Annotated in this window: 11 protein-coding genes; 4 read left to right on the top strand and 7 right to left on the bottom strand. The window is 73.6% G+C overall.

Going from position 1 to position 17317, the window contains the following annotated elements:
- Positions 1–42: 42 nt before the first annotated feature.
- The 4 genes from MMF93_RS19420 to MMF93_RS19405 form a co-directional block, all read right to left on the bottom strand.
- A complete protein-coding gene (locus tag MMF93_RS19420; RefSeq protein WP_242753294.1) occupies positions 43–939 on the bottom strand; it encodes an ABC transporter permease in 897 nt (298 codons plus the stop codon).
- On the bottom strand, positions 926–1891 hold the full coding sequence (locus tag MMF93_RS19415; RefSeq protein WP_242753292.1) for an ABC transporter ATP-binding protein: 966 nt from the start codon (positions 1889–1891) through the stop codon (positions 926–928). The genes MMF93_RS19420 and MMF93_RS19415 overlap by 14 nt, the downstream gene beginning before the upstream one ends.
- Before the next feature lie 56 nt (positions 1892–1947).
- Positions 1948–3204, bottom strand: a complete 1257-nt coding sequence (locus tag MMF93_RS19410; RefSeq protein ID WP_242753290.1) for a LolA family protein — start codon at positions 3202–3204, stop codon at positions 1948–1950.
- A 268-nt stretch (positions 3205–3472) separates the two neighbouring features.
- Positions 3473–4486, bottom strand: coding sequence for a polyprenyl synthetase family protein (locus MMF93_RS19405; RefSeq protein WP_242753289.1), 1014 nt, complete (start codon positions 4484–4486; stop codon positions 3473–3475).
- Positions 4487–4789: 303 nt separating this feature from the next.
- On the opposite strand from MMF93_RS19405, the gene MMF93_RS19400 reads away from it, so the two are divergent.
- From MMF93_RS19400 to MMF93_RS19390, 3 genes are all read left to right on the top strand, one after another.
- Positions 4790–6337, top strand: coding sequence for a peptide MFS transporter (locus MMF93_RS19400; protein ID WP_423835475.1), 1548 nt, complete (start codon positions 4790–4792; stop codon positions 6335–6337).
- A gap of 114 nt (positions 6338–6451) precedes the next feature.
- Positions 6452–8479: a CocE/NonD family hydrolase gene (locus MMF93_RS19395; protein WP_242753288.1), complete on the top strand. Its 2028-nt coding sequence runs from the start codon at positions 6452–6454 to the stop codon at positions 8477–8479.
- Between the two features lie 264 nt (positions 8480–8743).
- Positions 8744–8989, top strand: coding sequence for a hypothetical protein (locus MMF93_RS19390; protein ID WP_242753287.1), 246 nt, complete (start codon positions 8744–8746; stop codon positions 8987–8989).
- 134 nt (positions 8990–9123) lie between these two features.
- Here the strand turns inward: MMF93_RS19390 and MMF93_RS19385 are convergent, their stop codons facing one another.
- Complete coding sequence (locus MMF93_RS19385) at positions 9124–10539, bottom strand: hypothetical protein (protein ID WP_242753286.1); 1416 nt, start codon at positions 10537–10539, stop codon at positions 9124–9126.
- Positions 10517–12373, bottom strand: coding sequence for a hypothetical protein (locus MMF93_RS19380; protein ID WP_242753285.1), 1857 nt, complete (start codon positions 12371–12373; stop codon positions 10517–10519). Before MMF93_RS19380 ends, MMF93_RS19385 begins: the two co-directional genes overlap by 23 nt.
- Before the next feature lie 428 nt (positions 12374–12801).
- Here MMF93_RS19380 and fahA point away from each other — a divergent pair, with 428 nt between their 5' ends.
- Positions 12802–14004 (top strand): fumarylacetoacetase, encoded by a 1203-nt coding sequence (fahA, locus tag MMF93_RS19375; RefSeq protein ID WP_242753284.1) that lies wholly within the window; start codon positions 12802–12804, stop codon positions 14002–14004.
- 93 nt (positions 14005–14097) lie between these two features.
- On the opposite strand, the gene recQ is transcribed toward fahA, so the two are convergent.
- Positions 14098–16230 (bottom strand): DNA helicase RecQ, encoded by a 2133-nt coding sequence (recQ, locus tag MMF93_RS19370; protein ID WP_242753283.1) that lies wholly within the window; start codon positions 16228–16230, stop codon positions 14098–14100.
- Positions 16231–17317 lie beyond the last annotated feature (1087 nt).

The following is a 17317-nucleotide window of genomic DNA, read 5'->3' as shown; positions in this document are numbered from 1 at the left end:
CAGTGGCACCCCCTTGCCGGAGCCGGACCAGCAGAAGCAGCGCTACGCCGTGATGTCCCGGGCACCGAACCTGGCCCAGGCGGCAGAGCCGAACACGGCGGCGTACACGGCCTGGAGGCCGAGGTTCTTCAGCAGGTCGTCCCAGTAGACGGGGTCTCTGAGCAGGTCGGCGAAGCTGAGCCAGTAGTGGGTGAACAGGAACGGGTGGATCTCGTCCAGCTGCGGGATGGCGCCCAGGATCTGCACGGTGATCAGCAGGCCGACCGTCGCCGCCATGGCGGCGACGCCGCTGTTGGTGAGCGTCGAGATGAACAGGCCGAGCGCCGCGAGGCCGACGAGGCTGAGCGCGACCGTCACGGCGATGGCCGCGGCACGCAACAGCCCTTCGCCGAAGGAGACGGAGGTGCCCGACAACAGGGTGACCTGCCCGGTCGGGAAGAGCAGCGCCCCGGTCGCCAGCGCGAAGACGGCGACCGTCGCCGTCGCGGCCAGGCAGAACGCCAGGACGGCTGAGAACTTCGCCAGCAGCAGCCGGGTGCGTCCCGCGGGGGCGACCAGCAGGTACCGCAGAGTGCCCGCGCCGGCCTCGCCCGCCACGGCGTCTCCCGCGATCACTCCGACGGTCATCGGCAGGAAGAACGGCAGGGTGGCGGCCAGTGCGGTGAAGACCAGGAACAGTCCGTTGCCGGTGACCTGGGAGAGGAAGGCGGGTCCCCCTTCGCCGCCGCCGATCGATCCGCCGTCGCCCGTCTCGATCTTCACCGCGATGCCGACGAGGACCGGTACGGCGGCCAGCACCGCCAGCAGTGCCAGGGTGCGCCAGCGCCGGAAGGTGACGGCCAGCTCGCTGCGGAAGAGCCCGAGTGACCACACCGCACGGGCGGGCCGCGCCGGGGAGTGAGGCGCCAGGCCGCCGGTCGCCGTCTCAGCCTGCGACATCGAAGCCCTCCCCGGTGAGCGAGACGAACACGTCTTCGAGCGAGGCGCGCCGCAGCCCGAACGAGCGGACGCGGACCCCGGCGCGCACCAGCGCCGCGTTGAGGTCCGCGAGATCGCGTGCGGGCGGCGGCTCGCCGCTGACCTCTTCCCCGTCGGTGACCAGGTCGGCCACGCCCGCCTCCTTGAGCACCCTGGCGGCCTCGCCGGGGTCTGGTGTGGTGACGGCCAGCCTGCCGCGTGCGCCCGCCGACATCTGCGCGACCGTGCCCTGGGTGACCAGGCGCCCCCGGTGCATCACGGCGGTGTGGGTGCAGACCTGCTCGATCTCGTCGAGCAGGTGGGAGGAGAGGAAGACGGTGATGCCGTCGTCGGCCAGCTCCCGTACCAGGGAGCGGATCTCCCGCATGCCCTGCGGGTCGAGACCGTTGGTCGGCTCGTCCAGGACGAGCAGCTCGCGCGGCTGGAGCAGCGCGGCGGCCAGCCCCAGCCGCTGTTTCATGCCGAGCGAGTAGGCGCGCGCCTTCTTGGCGGCCGCGGCCGCCAGGCCCACCCGCTCCAGCGCCCGGTCGGCGCGTGCGGCGCGGGTGCGCGGGTCGGCGGTGGGGTCGGCCGCGTCGTAGCGCAGCAGGTTCTCCCGTCCGGTCAGGAAGCCGTAGAGCGCCGGCCCCTCGATGAGGGCGCCCACGTGGGGCAGCACGCGCCGGGCCGAGCCCGGCATCGGCGCGCCGAGGACGTGGGCGGCGCCGTCGGTGGGTTCGATCAGGCCGAGCAGCATCCGGATGGTCGTCGTCTTGCCCGAGCCGTTGGGGCCCAGGAAGCCGAAGACGCTGCCGCGCGGCACGGACAGGTCGAGGCCTTCGACGGCGAGCTGACCGCCGCGGTAGCGCTTGGTGAGCCCCTGGGTGGAGATCACGGCGCCCTGCTCCTCGTGTGCGGCGGTCGGCTCGCTCATGTGCCCCCTTCGCTGGTGCCTTCGCTTCGCGGCCGGCCGTCGGCCCTCGGGTCCGGTTACCGGGCCGCCTGGTTGGCGGCCTTCACGAGACCTTCCTTGGTGACGGCTCCGACGTAGAGGTCGCCGTCGTCGGTCAGCAGGGCGTTGACCAGGCGGGTGCTGATGACCCTGCCGGTGCCGAAGTCGCCCTTGACCTCCTTCGTGAAGCCGTCCAGGAGCTTCTGGGCCTGCTCACCGCTCCCGCCGCCGGACTTCCCGCCCGCCGCGGGGCCGAGACCGCCCGGCATCCCGGTGTCGATCCTGGCGACCTTGGACCAGTCGCCGGCGCCCTCGTTGACGATCTTCGCTCCGGAGAGCCCGGCCAGCCCCTCGGGTGCCTTCGGGGCGGAGCCCTGGTGCGGCTTCGCCTCGGTGACGTCGGCGCCCTTGGGCGGAGTGAAGGTGAAGTCGTCCGGGTCGGGCTCGCCGAAGTCGATTTTGGTGTAGGCCATCTCGACGGCCGGCTTGTCGCCCTCCTTGGGGGTGAGGGTGAACTTCAGCGGCAGCCCCTTGTCGGCGTCGACGGCTATCCGGACGGACTCGACCGTGGACTCCGGCGCCCCCTTGGGCTTGATGACGAGCTGGTAGGCGTCGCGCCCCGCGACCTTCGCGGTGCCCTCGACCGTCACGGAGGTGGACGTGCCGACGGCCTTGAGCGCCTGCTTCGCGGCCTGCTGCGGGGTGAGCGACCCGGGCGTCACACCGGAGGCCGGGCCGGCCGCGTCGTCGCCCTTCCCCTTCTTGCCGTGCGCGCCCTTCGGCGCCGTGGAGTGCCAGGCGGCGTTGGCCGCGCTGTCGTACGCCCACAGCTGGCGCCCGTTGTGGATGAGGCTGTACTCGCCGGTGGACTCCAGGACGGAGACGCGCTGCTTGTCGGGTCCCGCTGCGGCGAAGCGGAGGGTGTGCTCCCCGGAGGCGAGCTTCGTCAGTTCGGAGCCCGGGGAGACGTCGGGCTTCTCGCTCTTGTCATTCTGGGCGCCGTCGCCCGAGCCGTGCGGACCGCCGAAGCCGCCGGAGCCGCCGTCAGAGCCGCCCGGCAGCGAGGGCAGACCCAGATCGGTGCTGACCTTCACCGTTCCGGACAGGTGTTCGACGTTGGCCTTGGCCATCTTGGCGACCAGCTCCTCCGCGCTGATCTTCGGCAGGTCGGGATCGCCAGAGCTGGCGAGCGCGGGCACCAGGCCCACGGTCGCGGCGGCCACCCCGGCGACCGCGACCGGCACGCCGTAGCGCACCGCCCTGCGCCGGGAACTCCTCGGTTGGATCTGTGCCATCTGTCTGTCCTACCTCCGTGATCGGCGGCGGCTGAAAAGGTCGCACTCGTCCACCCCTCGCCGCCATTCTCACCCGAATCGGTGCGGGGTGGGCTGCTCCTATGGCAACAAATCCCCCGCTCCACCGCGTCAACCGCCGGAGGCAGATCCCGCTACTCCCCCGGGATGACGCGCCCTCCGCCTTTCGGTTGCCGCCCGCACGAGTCTTCTCAGGGTCGGCACGGCGCAGTTCGGCCCGCGGAAGGGGCACCAGACAGGTGAGAAGCCGTCAGCCCGCCCGGTCCACCACGGCGGTGCACAGCGCCGCCAGGGCCTCCTTGGCGGCGTTGTCCGGCAGCGGCGCCAGCATCTCGCGGGCCTCGTCGGCGTAGCGCACGGTCGTGCGTCTGGCCTGCTCCAGCGCCGGGTGGGCGCGCAGCCTGGCCAGCGCGTCGGCGAGCCGGGCGTCGTCGGAAAGGTCCCCGTCGAGCAGGGCGCACAGCTCGCGGTCCTCGCGACTCGCCTCGGGGTGCGCGGCGCGGGCCCTGACGTAGAGGACAGGCAGCGTGGCGATCCCCTCGCGCAGGTCGGTGCCGGGGGTCTTGCCCGACTCGTGCTCGTCGCTGGCGATGTCGAGCACGTCGTCGGCGAGCTGGAAGGCGACACCGATGCGCTCGCCGTACTGCGTGAGCACCGAGACGGTCCGCTCGTCGGCGCCCGACATCATGGCGCCGAAGCGGCCCGCGACGGCGATCAGGGAGCCGGTCTTGCCGGCGATGACCTCGAGGTAGTGGTCGATGGCGTCGTGGCCCTCGGCGGGGCCCGCCGTCTCCAGGATCTGCCCGGTGACCAGGCGTTCGAACGCCTCGGCCTGGATGCGGACGGCCTCGGGACCGAGGTCGGCCAGTATGTGGGAGGCACGGGAGAAGAGGAAGTCACCGGTGAGGACGGCGACCGAGTTGTCCCAGTTGGCGTTGGCGCTGGGCACCCCGCGCCGCACGTCGGCCTCGTCCATGACGTCGTCGTGGTAGAGCGTCGCGAGGTGGGTCAGCTCGACGACGACCGCGGAGGGGACGACACCGGGCGCGTGCGGATCGCCGAACTGCGCCCCGAGCATCACCAGCAGCGGCCGGAACCTTTTCCCTCCGGCCCGCACCAGGTGCTGGGCGGCTCCCGTTATGAACGGCACGTCGCTCTTGGTGGCCTCGATGAGGCCCTCCTCGACGGCCGCCAGCCCCGACAAGGTATCGGCTTCGAGAGCCTGGTCCCGCACGCTCAGCCCGAAGGGCCCGACGACGGTCACGAGGGGTACTCCTGTCTGCGTACGTGGAACGAACGGGTACGGATGGCCTACTGCTGCTCGACTGCTGTTGCGCTTGCGGACCGCGGGTGGCACGCGTGGGCCGAGGGCCACCCTCCGCTCTTCCCTGGCAGCGTAACCGGTCACATAACGATCACGGTCGGCGCCTGCCCAGCAGAACGTTCTTGGCGCGCAATGCGGGGATATACGGGATATGTTGCACGTCACCCGTTAGGTGCGGTTTGCAACCGAGCGTCCGGGACAGCAGAGGCACTCGAATCGCCGAACGTGTCAGGAGCACCACCCGTGTCCCCCAGATCCAGCCAGGACCCGACGCCACACGGACAGGACGGAGGCGCAAACCCTACGTCCCCCGACGGGCCCGCGGACACCGCGGGGCCCACCGGGCGTGACTTTCTGGGGCACCCCCGCGGGCTGCTCCCCCTGTCGGGCCTGGAGGTCTGGGAACGCTTCTCGTTCCTGGGCATGCAGGCCATCCTGGTCCTCTTCTTCTCCGCCACCGCGGCCGACGGGGGCCTGGGCATGGAGCCCGGCGCCGCCGCCTCCGTCGCGGCCGGCTACAGCACCCTGGTCTACCTGCTGTCGGTGGCGGGCGGGTGGATCGCCGACCGGATGCTCGGCTCCTACCGCTCGGTCCTCTACGGCGCCCTGCTCATCGCCTGCGGCCACTACGCGATGGCGATCCCGGCCGCCGCCTCCACCTGGATCGGCCTGGGGCTGATCAGCGCCGGCACGGGCATGCTCAAGCCGAACGTCGCCGCCATGGTCGGCAAGCTCTACTCGGCCACCGACGAGCGCAGGGACGCCGGCTTCTCGCTCTACTACATGAGCATCAACATCGGCGCCTTCCTCGGCCCGATCGTCACGGGGCTGCTGGGCGAGGACGTCGACTGGCACTGGGGCTTCTCCGCGGCGGCGGTCGGCATGACGTTCGGCATCATCCAGTACGTCGCAGGACGCCGGCACCTGGCGGGACGTAAGGAGGGCGCCGAGTTCGCGCTGCCGCCCGCGGCCATGCGCCGCGCGGTGTGGCTGATCGCGGCGGGTCTCGTGGTGGTGGCCGTGGTGTGCGTGGCGCTGTCGCTCGGGGGCGCGCTGACGCTGTCGGGCTTCGTGGACGCGCTGACGTACGTGTCGATGGCGGCGCCCGTCGCCTACTTCGCCGTCATGTGGCGCAGCCCCCGGGTGACGCCGCAGGAGCGGGGCAGGCTGCGCCCCTTCCTCGTGCTGTGGCTGGCCTCCGTGGCGTTCAACTTCGTGCTCTTCCAGTCGTACACGGTCCTGGTGCTGCTCACGGACAACCACGTGAACACCAGCGTCTTCGGCTACCACGCGCCCTCCAGCTGGATCAGCTCGGCGCTGGGTGCCGTCTCGGTGCTCTCCGCGCCGTTCATCGCGGGCGCCTGGCAGCGGATGGGGCCGCGGCAGCCGCAGGCCTCGAACAAGCTGGCGTTCGGCGTGCTGCTGGGCGGCCTCGGCTTCCTCGTGCTCGTCCCCGTCCTGCTGGGCAAGTCGGGGGACGGCTGGCAGATCAGCCTGGTGTGGATCGTGCTGGCGGTGCTGTTCATCGGCGTCGGTGACGTGCTGCTGGAGTCCACCGGGCTGTCGGCGACGAGCAAGCTGGCACCGGCCGCCTTCAGCAGCCAGGCGCTCGCCCTGTGGTTCCTCTCACTCGCCCTGGCCACCGGCGTCCAGGCGCAGACGGTGAAGTTCTACGGCCGGATCGCGGACAACCTCTACTTCACGCTCAACGGTGCTGTCGCCGTCGTCGTCGGGCTCGCCGTCCTCGCCGTGGCCCCGTGGCTGCGCCGCACCATGCACCCGATCCACTGAGCGCGCACGGCACCCGATCCGCTGAGCGCGCACGGCACCCGATCCGCCGAGCGTGTCGCCCGGCGGACCCCCGGTGCCCGGAAACCTTCCGCACATGTCCGAAGATTTACAGCTATGCACATCCGCACCCCTGAACAGTTCCCGTACCGCGTCGTCCGTGAGGACCTGTGGATCCCCACACCGACCGGCGAACACCTGTACGCGCGCGTGTGGCGGCCCGTCACCGAGGAGCCCGTGCCCGTACTCCTGGAGTACCTCCCCTACCGGCTGAGCGACTGGACGGCCCCGCGCGACGCCCAGCGCCACCCCTGGTACGCGGGGCACGGCTACGCCTCCGTCCGCGTCGACGTACGCGGCCACGGCAACGCCGAGGGGCTGCCCGGCGACGAGTACGACGAGCGCGAGCTCGCCGACGGCGAGGCCGTCATCGCCTGGCTGGCCGCCCAGCCCTGGTCCAGCGGCCGGGTCGGCATGTTCGGCATCTCCTGGGGCGGCTTCAACAGCCTCCAGCTGGCCGCGCGCGCCCCCGAGGCCCTCAAGGCGATCGTCACCGTCTGCTCCTCGGACGACCGCTACGACAACGACGTGCACTACATGGGCGGCTCCGTGCTGGCCGTGGACATGCACGCCTGGGCCTCCACCATGCTCGCGTTCGCCTCACGCCCGCCGGACCCCGCACAGGTCGGCGACGGCTGGCGGGACATGTGGCAGCGCCGCCTGGAGGCGCTCGACCCGTTCATCCACACCTGGCTCGACCACCAGACCCGCGACGACTACTGGCGGCACGGCAGCGCCTGCGAGAACTACGCCGCCGTCGACGCGGCCGTCCTCGCGGTCGGCGGCTGGCACGACCCCTACCGCGACACCGTGCTGCGGCTGGTCGAGCACCTGCCCAGGCAGAGCGGGGCTCCGGTGCGCGGGCTGATCGGCCCCTGGTCGCACCAGTACCCGGACCGCGGCCTGCCGCCAGGACCCGCCATCGGCTTCCTCCAGGAGACGCTGCGCTGGTGGGACCGGTGGCTCAAGGACGAGGACACCGGCGTCATGGACGAGCCGCTGCTGCGCTCGTGGATCAGCGAGTCGCACCCGCCCGCGACGGTCTACGAACAGCTGGAAGGGCGCTGGGTGGGCGACCGGGAGTGGCCCTCCCCCGCCGTCACCATGACGCCGTACGAGCTGCCGGGCAGCGGCCCGTTCGTGGTGCGCTCGCCGCAGCACACCGGGGTGGACGCGGGGCGCTTCTTCCCGTTCGGGAACGAGGCCGACCTGCCGCCCGACCAGCGCGAGGAGGACGGGCGGTCCGTCTGCTTCGACTCCGCGGTGCTGGACGGGCGCGTGGAGGTGCTGGGACGGCCGCGGGTGCGGCTGCGCCTCACCTGCCAGGTCCCCCGCGGCCAGGTCATCGCGCGCGTGTGCGACGTGGCGCCCGACGGCTCTTCCACCCTGGTGACCCGGGGCGTACTCAACCTCTCGGCCCGGCACGGACGCGACCGCGTGGTGGAGTGGGAGCCCGGAGCGACGGAGGACGTCAGCTTCGAACTCAACGGCATCGGCCACGCGTTCCCCGCGGGACACCGCATCAGGATCGCGCTCTCCTCGGCCTACTGGCCCTGGATCTGGCCCCAGCCCGGCAGCGAGGCGGGCTGGGTGCTCGACCCCTCCAGCAGCACCCTGGAACTGCCCGTACGCAACCCGGCGGCCGACGAGGGCGCCCCCGCGATCCGGTTCGAGGAACCCGAGCAGGCCGAACCCCTCGGCGTGCGCTACCCGGACGCCGAGAGCGGCACCCAGTGGCCCGAGAGGCGCGTGGTGCGCGACGTCGCCGCCGGCAGGTGGCGGCTGGAGGTCGACCCCCGCTACGGCGGCACCCGCGTCTACCCGGACGGGCTGGAGTTCACCGAGAACGCCCTGGAGACCTACGTCATCGACGAAGGCGACCCGCTCAGCGCCCGCGCCGTCTCCGAGTGGGAGGTCGGACTGCGCCGCCCAGCCCTGGGCTGGCACGCGCACCTGCACACCCGCTCCGAACTCCGCGCCGAGGAGGGTGACTTCATCGCCGTGAACGAGGTCACCTGCTGGGACGGGGAGACCGAGGTGTTCTCCCGGACGTGGGAGCGACGGATCAGGCGTACAGCCGGCTGACCCTCTGCCGTCCGCCCCGGCCACCGGCCGGGGCGGACGCCTGCGCCGACGCCTCCGCCGACGCCGGCGACGGCGACGGCGACGGCGACGGCGACGGCGACGGCCGGCCCATCCGTGCGAAAAACTCGTCGCGCCCGGTGAACCGTCCCGCCGCGCGTGACGTCGAACAGCGTGTAAGGCCCCGTACCGGCTGCCCACGGCACCCGGTACGGGACACCGGCCGTCCCGCGCACATGGAGGACGGTCACGTACGGAAGGAATCGCATGCGCAAGTTCAAGCGTGCAGCAGTTGCCGGAATCGGTCTGCTGGCTTTCTCCGGGATCGCCGCCGGAGCGGCTCAGGCCGCCCCCGCCGTCCACCAGGGCGAGGACATCGTCTTCCCCGGCACCACCATCGAGGACTGCCAGGCCCACGGCGACGAACTCCAGGCGCAGGGCAAGATCGTCGGCTACGCCTGCATGGTCAATGACGGCGGCACCGTCTCGGTCACCCCGTACTACAACGACTGACACCCCGTACTACAGCGGATGACACCGCCGCACACGCCGCGGCACACCTCGCGGCGCACTGCGCGGCTCAGTCGGCCGTGCTCCGCGTCCACCCGACGCGGAGCACGGCCGACGGCCTCGCCCCAGGGGCACGTCTAGGCACGGGCCCGGTTCGCCGCCGCGCGGGTGAAGTCGCCCCGCTGGACGCGGACGGCCAGCGGGTCGGCCGTCAACGAGCCGTACCCGGTGGCGGCCCACAGGCTCCGCTCCGGCGGAATCTCGAAGTAGGGCACCTCACTGTCGCCGTCCCGTGCCCTCAGCACCTCGGGCGGGCGGCGCGCCCGGACCGCCTCGGCGCACTCCCGGCACGCCGCCACGCGCAGCGGATCGCGCTGCCCGAGCGGACGCCAGCGGATCCGCCGCACGCCACGCCCGTGCAGCGGGTGGAAGAAGCACAGCGGCAACGGCTCGCGGTTCCCGCCCGCCCGCGCGCCCCGCTTGGCGGGGGCCCGCAGCGCGGCCCGCCCCTCCTCGACCAGCGCGAGCGCCCCCGCCAGGTCGGCGAGGCCCTCGGCGGCGTCCAGCACCGTTGTGGCCGCCTCGTACGCGTCCAGGGCGCGGCGCACCCCGTCAGCGCCACCGTCCGCGGCTTCCCGCCCGGACACGTCCTCTCCCAGGCCAACGACCTCCTCGCGCGCCCGTTCGCGCAGGGCGCCGACCTGCTCGCCCCGAGCGGTGGCGAACACCGACCGCGCCCCCGCCGCGGGGAGCACGGCAGCCCGCCGGGCCCGCCGCCACAGCACAGCGACCACGCCGAGCACCAGTGCGCTCGCCCCTCCCGCGAGGAAGGCCGCGGAAGCGGGGACCCCCGGGTCCCCGCCGTCCGCCGGCGCCGGCTTCCCGGACGGCGCCGCGTCCCCACTCCCGTCCTGCGCCGCACCCGGACCTTCGTCCTGCCCCCCGTCCCGGGCCGCCTCCTTCTCGCGCGCCTTCTCGTAGACGCGCATGCCGTTGCCCTCGGCCGTGAGGTCGACGGCGCGGGAGAAGCGCGCGGCGAAGCCCTTCGCCCGCATGGAGTCGAGTTCGCCGACGGCCCAGGCCGCGTACCGGGCCTGGTACCGCTCCTCATCGGGCCACTCGTGGCCTTCCAGTGACCGGTCGTCGTCCCAGCCGGAGTTGGTGAGCAGGATGAACTCCTCGCCGCCGCGCGCCAGTTCCTCGTGCATGACGGCGGCGAACTGCTCGGCCGAGCCGCTCCAGGCATCCGGCCCCGTTCCGCCCTTGTCCGTGAAGGGCATCAGGACGACCTTGAGGGGCAGCCCGGTCCCGGCGATCCGCCTCTCCAGGGCGCGCTCCTGGGCCCGCGGCATCCGCGCCCTGTAGGAGTCGGCGACGTGCACCGGGGAGGAGCGCAGGGCAGCCGCGATCCGGTCGCCCGACGCGCCCTGTGGCGAAGCGGCCCACGCGTGTGCGGGCGAGCCGAGGGCCGTGGCGGACAGCGCCGCCACGGACAGCGCCGCCACGCCGGCGCCCGCCCGGCGGCCGCGGTCAGCCGGAGACGTCGGACACATGGAAGCGCTCCCTGACGTGGTGGATGAGGTGCCGGACCTCACTGGTGGCGGCGCGGCCGAGTGGGCCCGGCGACTCGCGGTACGGCACCGGGGCGCCGTCGGTCCCCGGCAGCAGCAGGCCGCGCGCCCGTTCGGACCCGGTGGCCGCCGTGCGGCAGGCCGCACACCCTCCCGCACCTTTGGCGGGCTCGTGCGTACCGTGCAGCGGGTTGACGGAGCACAGCCGGCGCCGCACCGCGTGCCGACCGCCCACACCGAGCGCCGCGCGGCCCGCCCGGACGAGCGCGAGCGCGGCCGCCAGGTCGCCGGTGTCCGCGTCCGCGTCGATCCGTCCGTCGCCCTGCCGGTCGAGCAGGAGCACCGCTGCGTCCAGACAGGCCCACACATGGCCCCTGGCGGCCTTGTCGAGGCGCCCCTCGGCGGCGTCGAACGCGGCGGCGAGTTCTTCCAGTTCCCGCCCCGCGGTCCGGCGAAGCCACCGGCGGCGCGGACGGGAGGGCGCGTCCCGCCCTCCCGCCTCGGGGGCGGCCCGAGCAGCCGGGACCCACGGCAGTGACGCGGTGAGACGTCCGCCCTGGCGTATCCGCCGCCGCGCGGCGAGCGCACCCCACCCGGCCAGTACCAGCCCGGCCGCGCCGCCGGCCGCGGGGCGGTAGGCACCGGAGTCGATCGGTGGCAGTGACGTGTCCGCGGGCTCGTCCACCCGCCCCGCGTCCTCGGGATGACCGGGCGGGCCCTGGGGCACGCCCTCGATATGCCGGGCCAGTGCGGTGATCCGGCGTCCCAGCGCCGGCTCCTCGTCGCTGTCCTCGGGGCCGTAACGGATCCACTCGCCGTAGTCGTCCAGCTCCTTGGCGGCGAGCTTCACGCCCCAGTTGGCGACGGTGACCTCGTACCCGTCGAAACCGTCGCCTCCCGCGAGGATGTAGAGACCGTCCTCACCGAAGCTCTTGTGCAGCCGCTGCAGGAAGAGGTCCGCGTCACCGCCCGACTCGTCCTCCTTCGCCAGCGCCGGAAGGACCACCAGCCGGGCGGGCACCTCCAGCGCGGACAACCGCTCCCGCACGGCGGTCAGGTGGCTGCCGTCGAGCGCGGCGGGCGACTCGGGATCCTGGTAGACCGGCCCCCGGCGCAGCCCCTCCGCGACCCGGTCAGCGCGCAGTTGCAGATCGTGCGCGGTCGGCCGGGCCGACGGAACGGCCTTCTCCCCCTGCGCGAAGGCCACCGCGCCCGCGTGCACGAGCACGGCGGCGCCGACCGCGCACCCGAGCGGCACTCCGTAGCCCAGAATGCCGCGGCCGTGACCGCGGTGGCGGCGCCGGTAGACCGTGCAGCCGACGGCGAGGACGAGGAGCGGCACCCCGCCCGCCAGGGCCCCCGCCACACCGGAGTTGACGGACCGGGTCTCGCGCGCGGTGTAGAACGGCTCGGGACGCTTCTCGTCGACGAGGCGTCTCTCCTCCGCCTCCGACGCGCGCGCGGCGGCCTTCGCCCCGCTCAGCCCCACGATGTCCACGAACCGGGTGAAGACGTCGAGCGCCGTCGCGTCCGAGGGCATCTCCCACTCCGCCGCCCGCGCCGCGTCCTCGGCCGGGACGGACACCCCGTGGGCAGCGGCCTCCACCTCGTCGCCGGACGTGCCGTCCACCATGACGTAGAGGCCCCTGCGGTCCAACTCCCGGTGGACGGCGTCAAGGAGCTCGCGCGCGTCGAGAGCGGTGTGGAAGGGGACCACGAGGACGTAGGTCGGAACGCCGGTGCGCGCGGCCTGCGCGGCGAAGCGGGACGCGGCCGAGCGGGGGTGGGCGAACGGGATCTGGTCCGAGACGTGCACCGGGTCCGCGCGAAGCCGCCGCGCGAACCAGGCGGCCTGCCGGTCCGCCGGCGCGTGCCCTTCCCCCGACGCGCCGGTGCCTGCCGTGCGTGCGGGTGCTGCCGCGCCTGCCGTGCCTGCGGGTGTTGCCGCACCTGCGGGCGGGCCAGCGAGTGTTGCCGCGCCTGCGGGTGAGCCAGCGGTGGTTGCCGCGCCTTCGGGTGCAGCGGAGCCCCCGGCGGCTGCGGCGGTCGCGGCGCTTGGCCCGGGACCGAGCACCACGCCCAGCGACAGGGCGGCCGCGGCCAGGATGACGCGTCGCACGGCAGCCCCCCTCACACCTTCGCGAGCATCCTAGGCGGCGGGTCGCGCCAGGCACGGGGCAGGGACCGCCCGACGAGCATGCGCACCGGTGTTCCCGCGTCGCCCTCCCTCATAGTGTGACCTCCATGAGTGACACTCTCTTCGGCCCGGACAACCTTCCGTACGGCCTCTTCAGCACACCGGACGCGCCAGGCCACCGCCGACTCGGCGTCCGGTTCGGCGACGACGTGCTCGACCTGGGCGCGGCCGCCGCCGCCTTCGGTTCCCCCCACACCGAGGTGCTGCGGGCGCCGTCGCTCAACGCGCTGATGGCTGCCGGACGCCCCGTCTGGCAGGCCGTACGCGCCGAGGTCCGCGCCTGGCTGACCGACGAGACGCACCGCCAGACCACCGCGCGCCACCTGCTGCCCCTCCACCAGGTGCGCCTCCACCTGCCGTTCGAGGTCGCCGACTACGTCGACTTCTACGCCAGCGAACACCACGCCACCAACGTCGGCCGCATCTTCCGCCCCGACGGCGACGCGCTCACCCCCAACTGGAAACACCTGCCCATCGGCTACCACGGGCGGGCCGGCACCGTCGTCGTCTCCGGCACGCCCATCCCCCGCCCGCGAGGACAGCGCAAACCCCCGAACGAGCCGGTCCCGGCCTTCGGCCCCTCGCAGCGGCTGGACATCGAGGCGGAGGTCGGGTTCGTCGTCGGCACCCCCAGCGCCATGGGCACCCCCGTCGAGCTGGCCGGCTTCCGCGAGCACGTCTTCGGGATGACCCTGCTCAACGACTGGTCGGCGCGGGACATCCAGGCCTGGGAATACGTCCCGCTGGGCCCCTTCCTCGGCAAGTCCTTCGCCACCACGATCTCCCCCTGGATCACCCCCCTCGACGCCCTCGACGCCGCACGAGTGGCCCCGCCCCCGCGCGACTTCCCCCTCCTCCCCTACCTCGACGACTCCGCCGACGGCATCGACCCCGGCGGCTACGACCTGCGCATGACGGTGCGGCTGAACGGCCACACCCTCGCCGAACCACCCTTCTCCACCATGTACTGGACAGCCGCCCAGCAGCTCGCCCACATGACGGTCAACGGCGCCTCACTGCGCACCGGCGACCTGTACGCCTCCGGCACCGTCAGCGGAGCCGAACCCGCCCAGCGCGGCTCGCTGCTGGAGCTGACCTGGGGCGGCCGCGAACCCCTGGAACTCCCCGACGGCAAGCGCGCGTTCCTGGAGGACGGCGACGAGGTGACCCTCACCGCATGGGCACCGGGACCGGACGGAACCCGCATCGGCCTGGGCGACGTGACGGGCCGGGTGACACCCGCCGAGTGACGCCCCCGCCCCCCGGACGGCGGCCGCCGGGTGACGCCCGGCGGCCGTCATCCCGCTCCGGTGGCGACCGCAGGTGACGGCGACCACCGTGCGTCAAGGCTGCGGCGAAGCATCGATTCCCGCCCACAGGGAACCGGGGTCGGCTTCCGCCTCCGGTTCGTCCGGCGCAGCCGCGGAGTCGGCAAGGGTCCCGGCCGCCGGTCCCGCACCGTCGTCCGCCGGTCCCGCACCGTCTGCCGCCCCGTCTCCCGCCGGTCCCGCACCGTCTCCTGCCGGCCCCTCCGGTGCCGCGGAGGCCCCTGAGCCCCCTTCCACCCCCGCGGAGGCCTCCCCCGCCGCCGCCAGCGCGGCCAGCAGGCCCTCGCCGTACGTCGCGAGCTTCTTCTCGCCCACCCCGGCCACACCGCCCAGCTCACCCAGCGAGCCGGGACGCTGCACGGCGATCTCCCGCAGCGTGGCGTCATGGAAGACGATGTACGGCGGCACGCCCTGCTCCCGCGCCTGCTCGGTGCGCCAGGCACGCAGCGCCTCGAAGAGCGGCTGGGCCTCCTCGGGGAGGTCGGCAGGGGCCTGGCGCTTCGCCCCGCCGCCCCGGGAACCCGCGCCCGAACCCGACCGGGAGCCCGACGCCCGGTCCGGCACCGGATCCTTGCGCAGCCGCACCTCCCGCTCCCCGCGCAGCACCGTCGCACTCGCGTCCGTCAGCACCAGCGTGCCGTGCTCCCCCTCGATCTCCAGCAGCCCCTGGGCGATCAGCTGGCGGACGACACCCCGCCACTCGCCCTCCCCCAGCTCCGCGCCGACCCCGAACACCGACAGCGCGTCATGGTCGAACTGGATGACCTTCGCCGTCTTCCGGCCCAGCAGGATGTCGACGATCTGGCCCGAACCGAACTTCTGCCCCCGCTCCCGCTTGAGCCGCACCACGGTCGACATGGCCTTCTGGGCCGGGACCGTGCCATCCCACGACTCCGGCGGCGTCAGACACGTGTCGCAGTTGCCGCAGGCCGCCTCCGCCGCGCCCGCCGCCGGCTCCTGACCGAAATACTCCAACAGCTGGGCCCGTCGGCAGCGGACCGTCTCGCACAGGGACAGCATCGCGTCCAGATGGCTGCGCGCCCGCCGCTGAAAGGCCACGTCGCCCTCGCCGTTCTCGATCAGCTTGCGCTGCTGCACGACGTCCTGGAGGCCGTAGGCCAGCCAGGCGGTCGACGGCTCCCCGTCCCGGCCCGCGCGGCCCGTCTCCTGGTAATAGCCCTCCACGGACTTCGGCAGGTCGAGGTGGGCGACGAAGCGCACGTCCGGCTTGTCGATCCCCATGCCGAAAGCGATGGTCGCCACCACGACCAGGCCGTCCTCCCGCAGGAACCGCGCCTGATGCGCGGCGCGCGTGCCCGCGTCCAGGCCCGCGTGATACGGCACGGCCTCCACACCGCTACGGCACAGGAACTCGGCGGTCCGCTCGACCGAGTTGCGCGACAGGCAGTAGACGATGCCCGCGTCGCCCGCGTGCTCCTCCTTGAGGAAACGCAGCAACTGCTTCTTCGGATCCCGCTTCGGAACGATCCGGTACTGGATGTTGGGACGGTCGAAGCTCGCGACGAAATCCCGCGCCTGCTCCAGACCCAGCCGCTGCACGATCTCCTGATGGGTGGCGCGGGTCGCGGTCGCCGTCAACGCGACCCGCGGCACCTCGGGCCAGCGCTCGCCCAGCATCGAGAGCGAGAGGTAGTCGGGGCGGAAGTCGTGGCCCCACTGCGCGACACAGTGCGCCTCGTCGATCGCGAAGAGCGACACCTTGCCGCGCTCCAGCAACGCCGTCGTCGCCTCCAGACGCAGCCGCTCAGGCGCCAGATAGAGCAGATCGAGCTCCCCCGCCAGGAACTCGGCCTCCACCACGCGCCGCTGATCGAAATCGAGCGTCGAGTTGATGAACCCCGCACGCACGCCCAGCGCGCGCAACGCGTCCACCTGGTCCTGCATCAGCGCGATCAGGGGCGAGATCACCACACCCGTGCCCGGTCTCACCAGCGCCGGAATCTGGTAGCACAGCGACTTGCCGCCACCGGTCGGCATCAGCACGACCGCGTCACCACCGTGCGTGACGTGCTCGATGACGGCCTCCTGCCGGCCGCGGAAGGCGTCGTATCCGAAAACCTTGCGCAGCACTCGCAGCGCGGCCGTCTCGGACGCCCCGCCGGATCCCTCGGCACTCTCCTGAAGCATGCCCGCCACGATAGGCGGGGCCGGTGACATGTGCGGCCCCGCCTGTGGATAAGTCCCCCACCGGTGCTCTCCGCCGTGGGGGGCGCGCCCCCCATTCCAGGTGCCGCACCCGAAGCCCCTGGGTCCGGCACGGCCAGCCCACCGGCCGCCGGCCATTCCGCCGGCCCCTCACCGCCGGGGCTCACCGCCGCCGCGGCGAGAAGAGGGGGCCCGCCCCCAGGTGCCGCACCCGAAGCCCCCGGGTCCCGCACGGCCAGCCCACCGGCCGCCGGCCATTCCGCCGGACCCTCACCGCCGGGGCTCACCGCCGCCGCGGCGAGAGAGAGGGGGCACGCCCCCCCATTCCAGGTGCCCCGCCCGAACCCCCGGGGTCCGGCACGGCCAGCCCACCGGCCACCGGCCATTCCGCCGGACCCTCACCGCCGGGGCTCACCGCCGCCGCGGCGAGAGAGAGGGGGCACGCCCCCCCATTCCAGGTGCCCCGCCCGAACCCCCGGGGTCCGGCACGGCCAGCCCACCGGCCACCGGCCATTCCGCCGGACCCTCACCGCCGGGGCTCGCCGCCGTCGCGGCGAGAGAGCGGGGGCACGCCCCCCCATTCCAGGTGCCGCGCCCGAACCCCCGGGGTCCGGCACGGCCAGCCCACCGGCCGCCGGCCATTCCGCCGGACCCTCACCGCCGGGGCTCACCGCCGCCGCGGCGAGAAGAGGGGGCCCCGCCCCCCCCATTCCAGGTGCCGCACCCGAAGCCCCCGGGTCCCGCACGGCCAGCCCACCGGCCGCCGGCCATTCCGCCGGCCCCTCAACGCCGGGGCTCACCGCCGTCGCGGCGAGAAGAGGGGCCCCGCCCCCACACCCCGCCACCGTCGCGGCAAGAACAAGAGGCCCGCCCCACACCCACCCGACCCTCGCGTGAGGGGAGCGCCGGCGTTGCGGCGAGAGGAGGGGGCCGGCCTCCACAGTCGCCGGACCCTCGCGTGGGGCGGGGCGTCGCCGTTGCGGCGAGGGTAGGGGGGTGGGAGGGCTTGGCACTCAGCGCCAAGGTGGGGGCGGTATCGGTGGGTTCGGGGCGGTTTGGGGGTGGGGGT

Source organism: Streptomyces tubbatahanensis (assembly GCF_022699385.1).
GTDB classification, from domain to species: Bacteria; Actinomycetota; Actinomycetes; order Streptomycetales; family Streptomycetaceae; genus Streptomyces; species Streptomyces diacarni.
The sequence above is the reverse complement of the archived record's forward strand: the minus strand, read 5'-3'. Positions and strand labels throughout refer to the sequence as shown.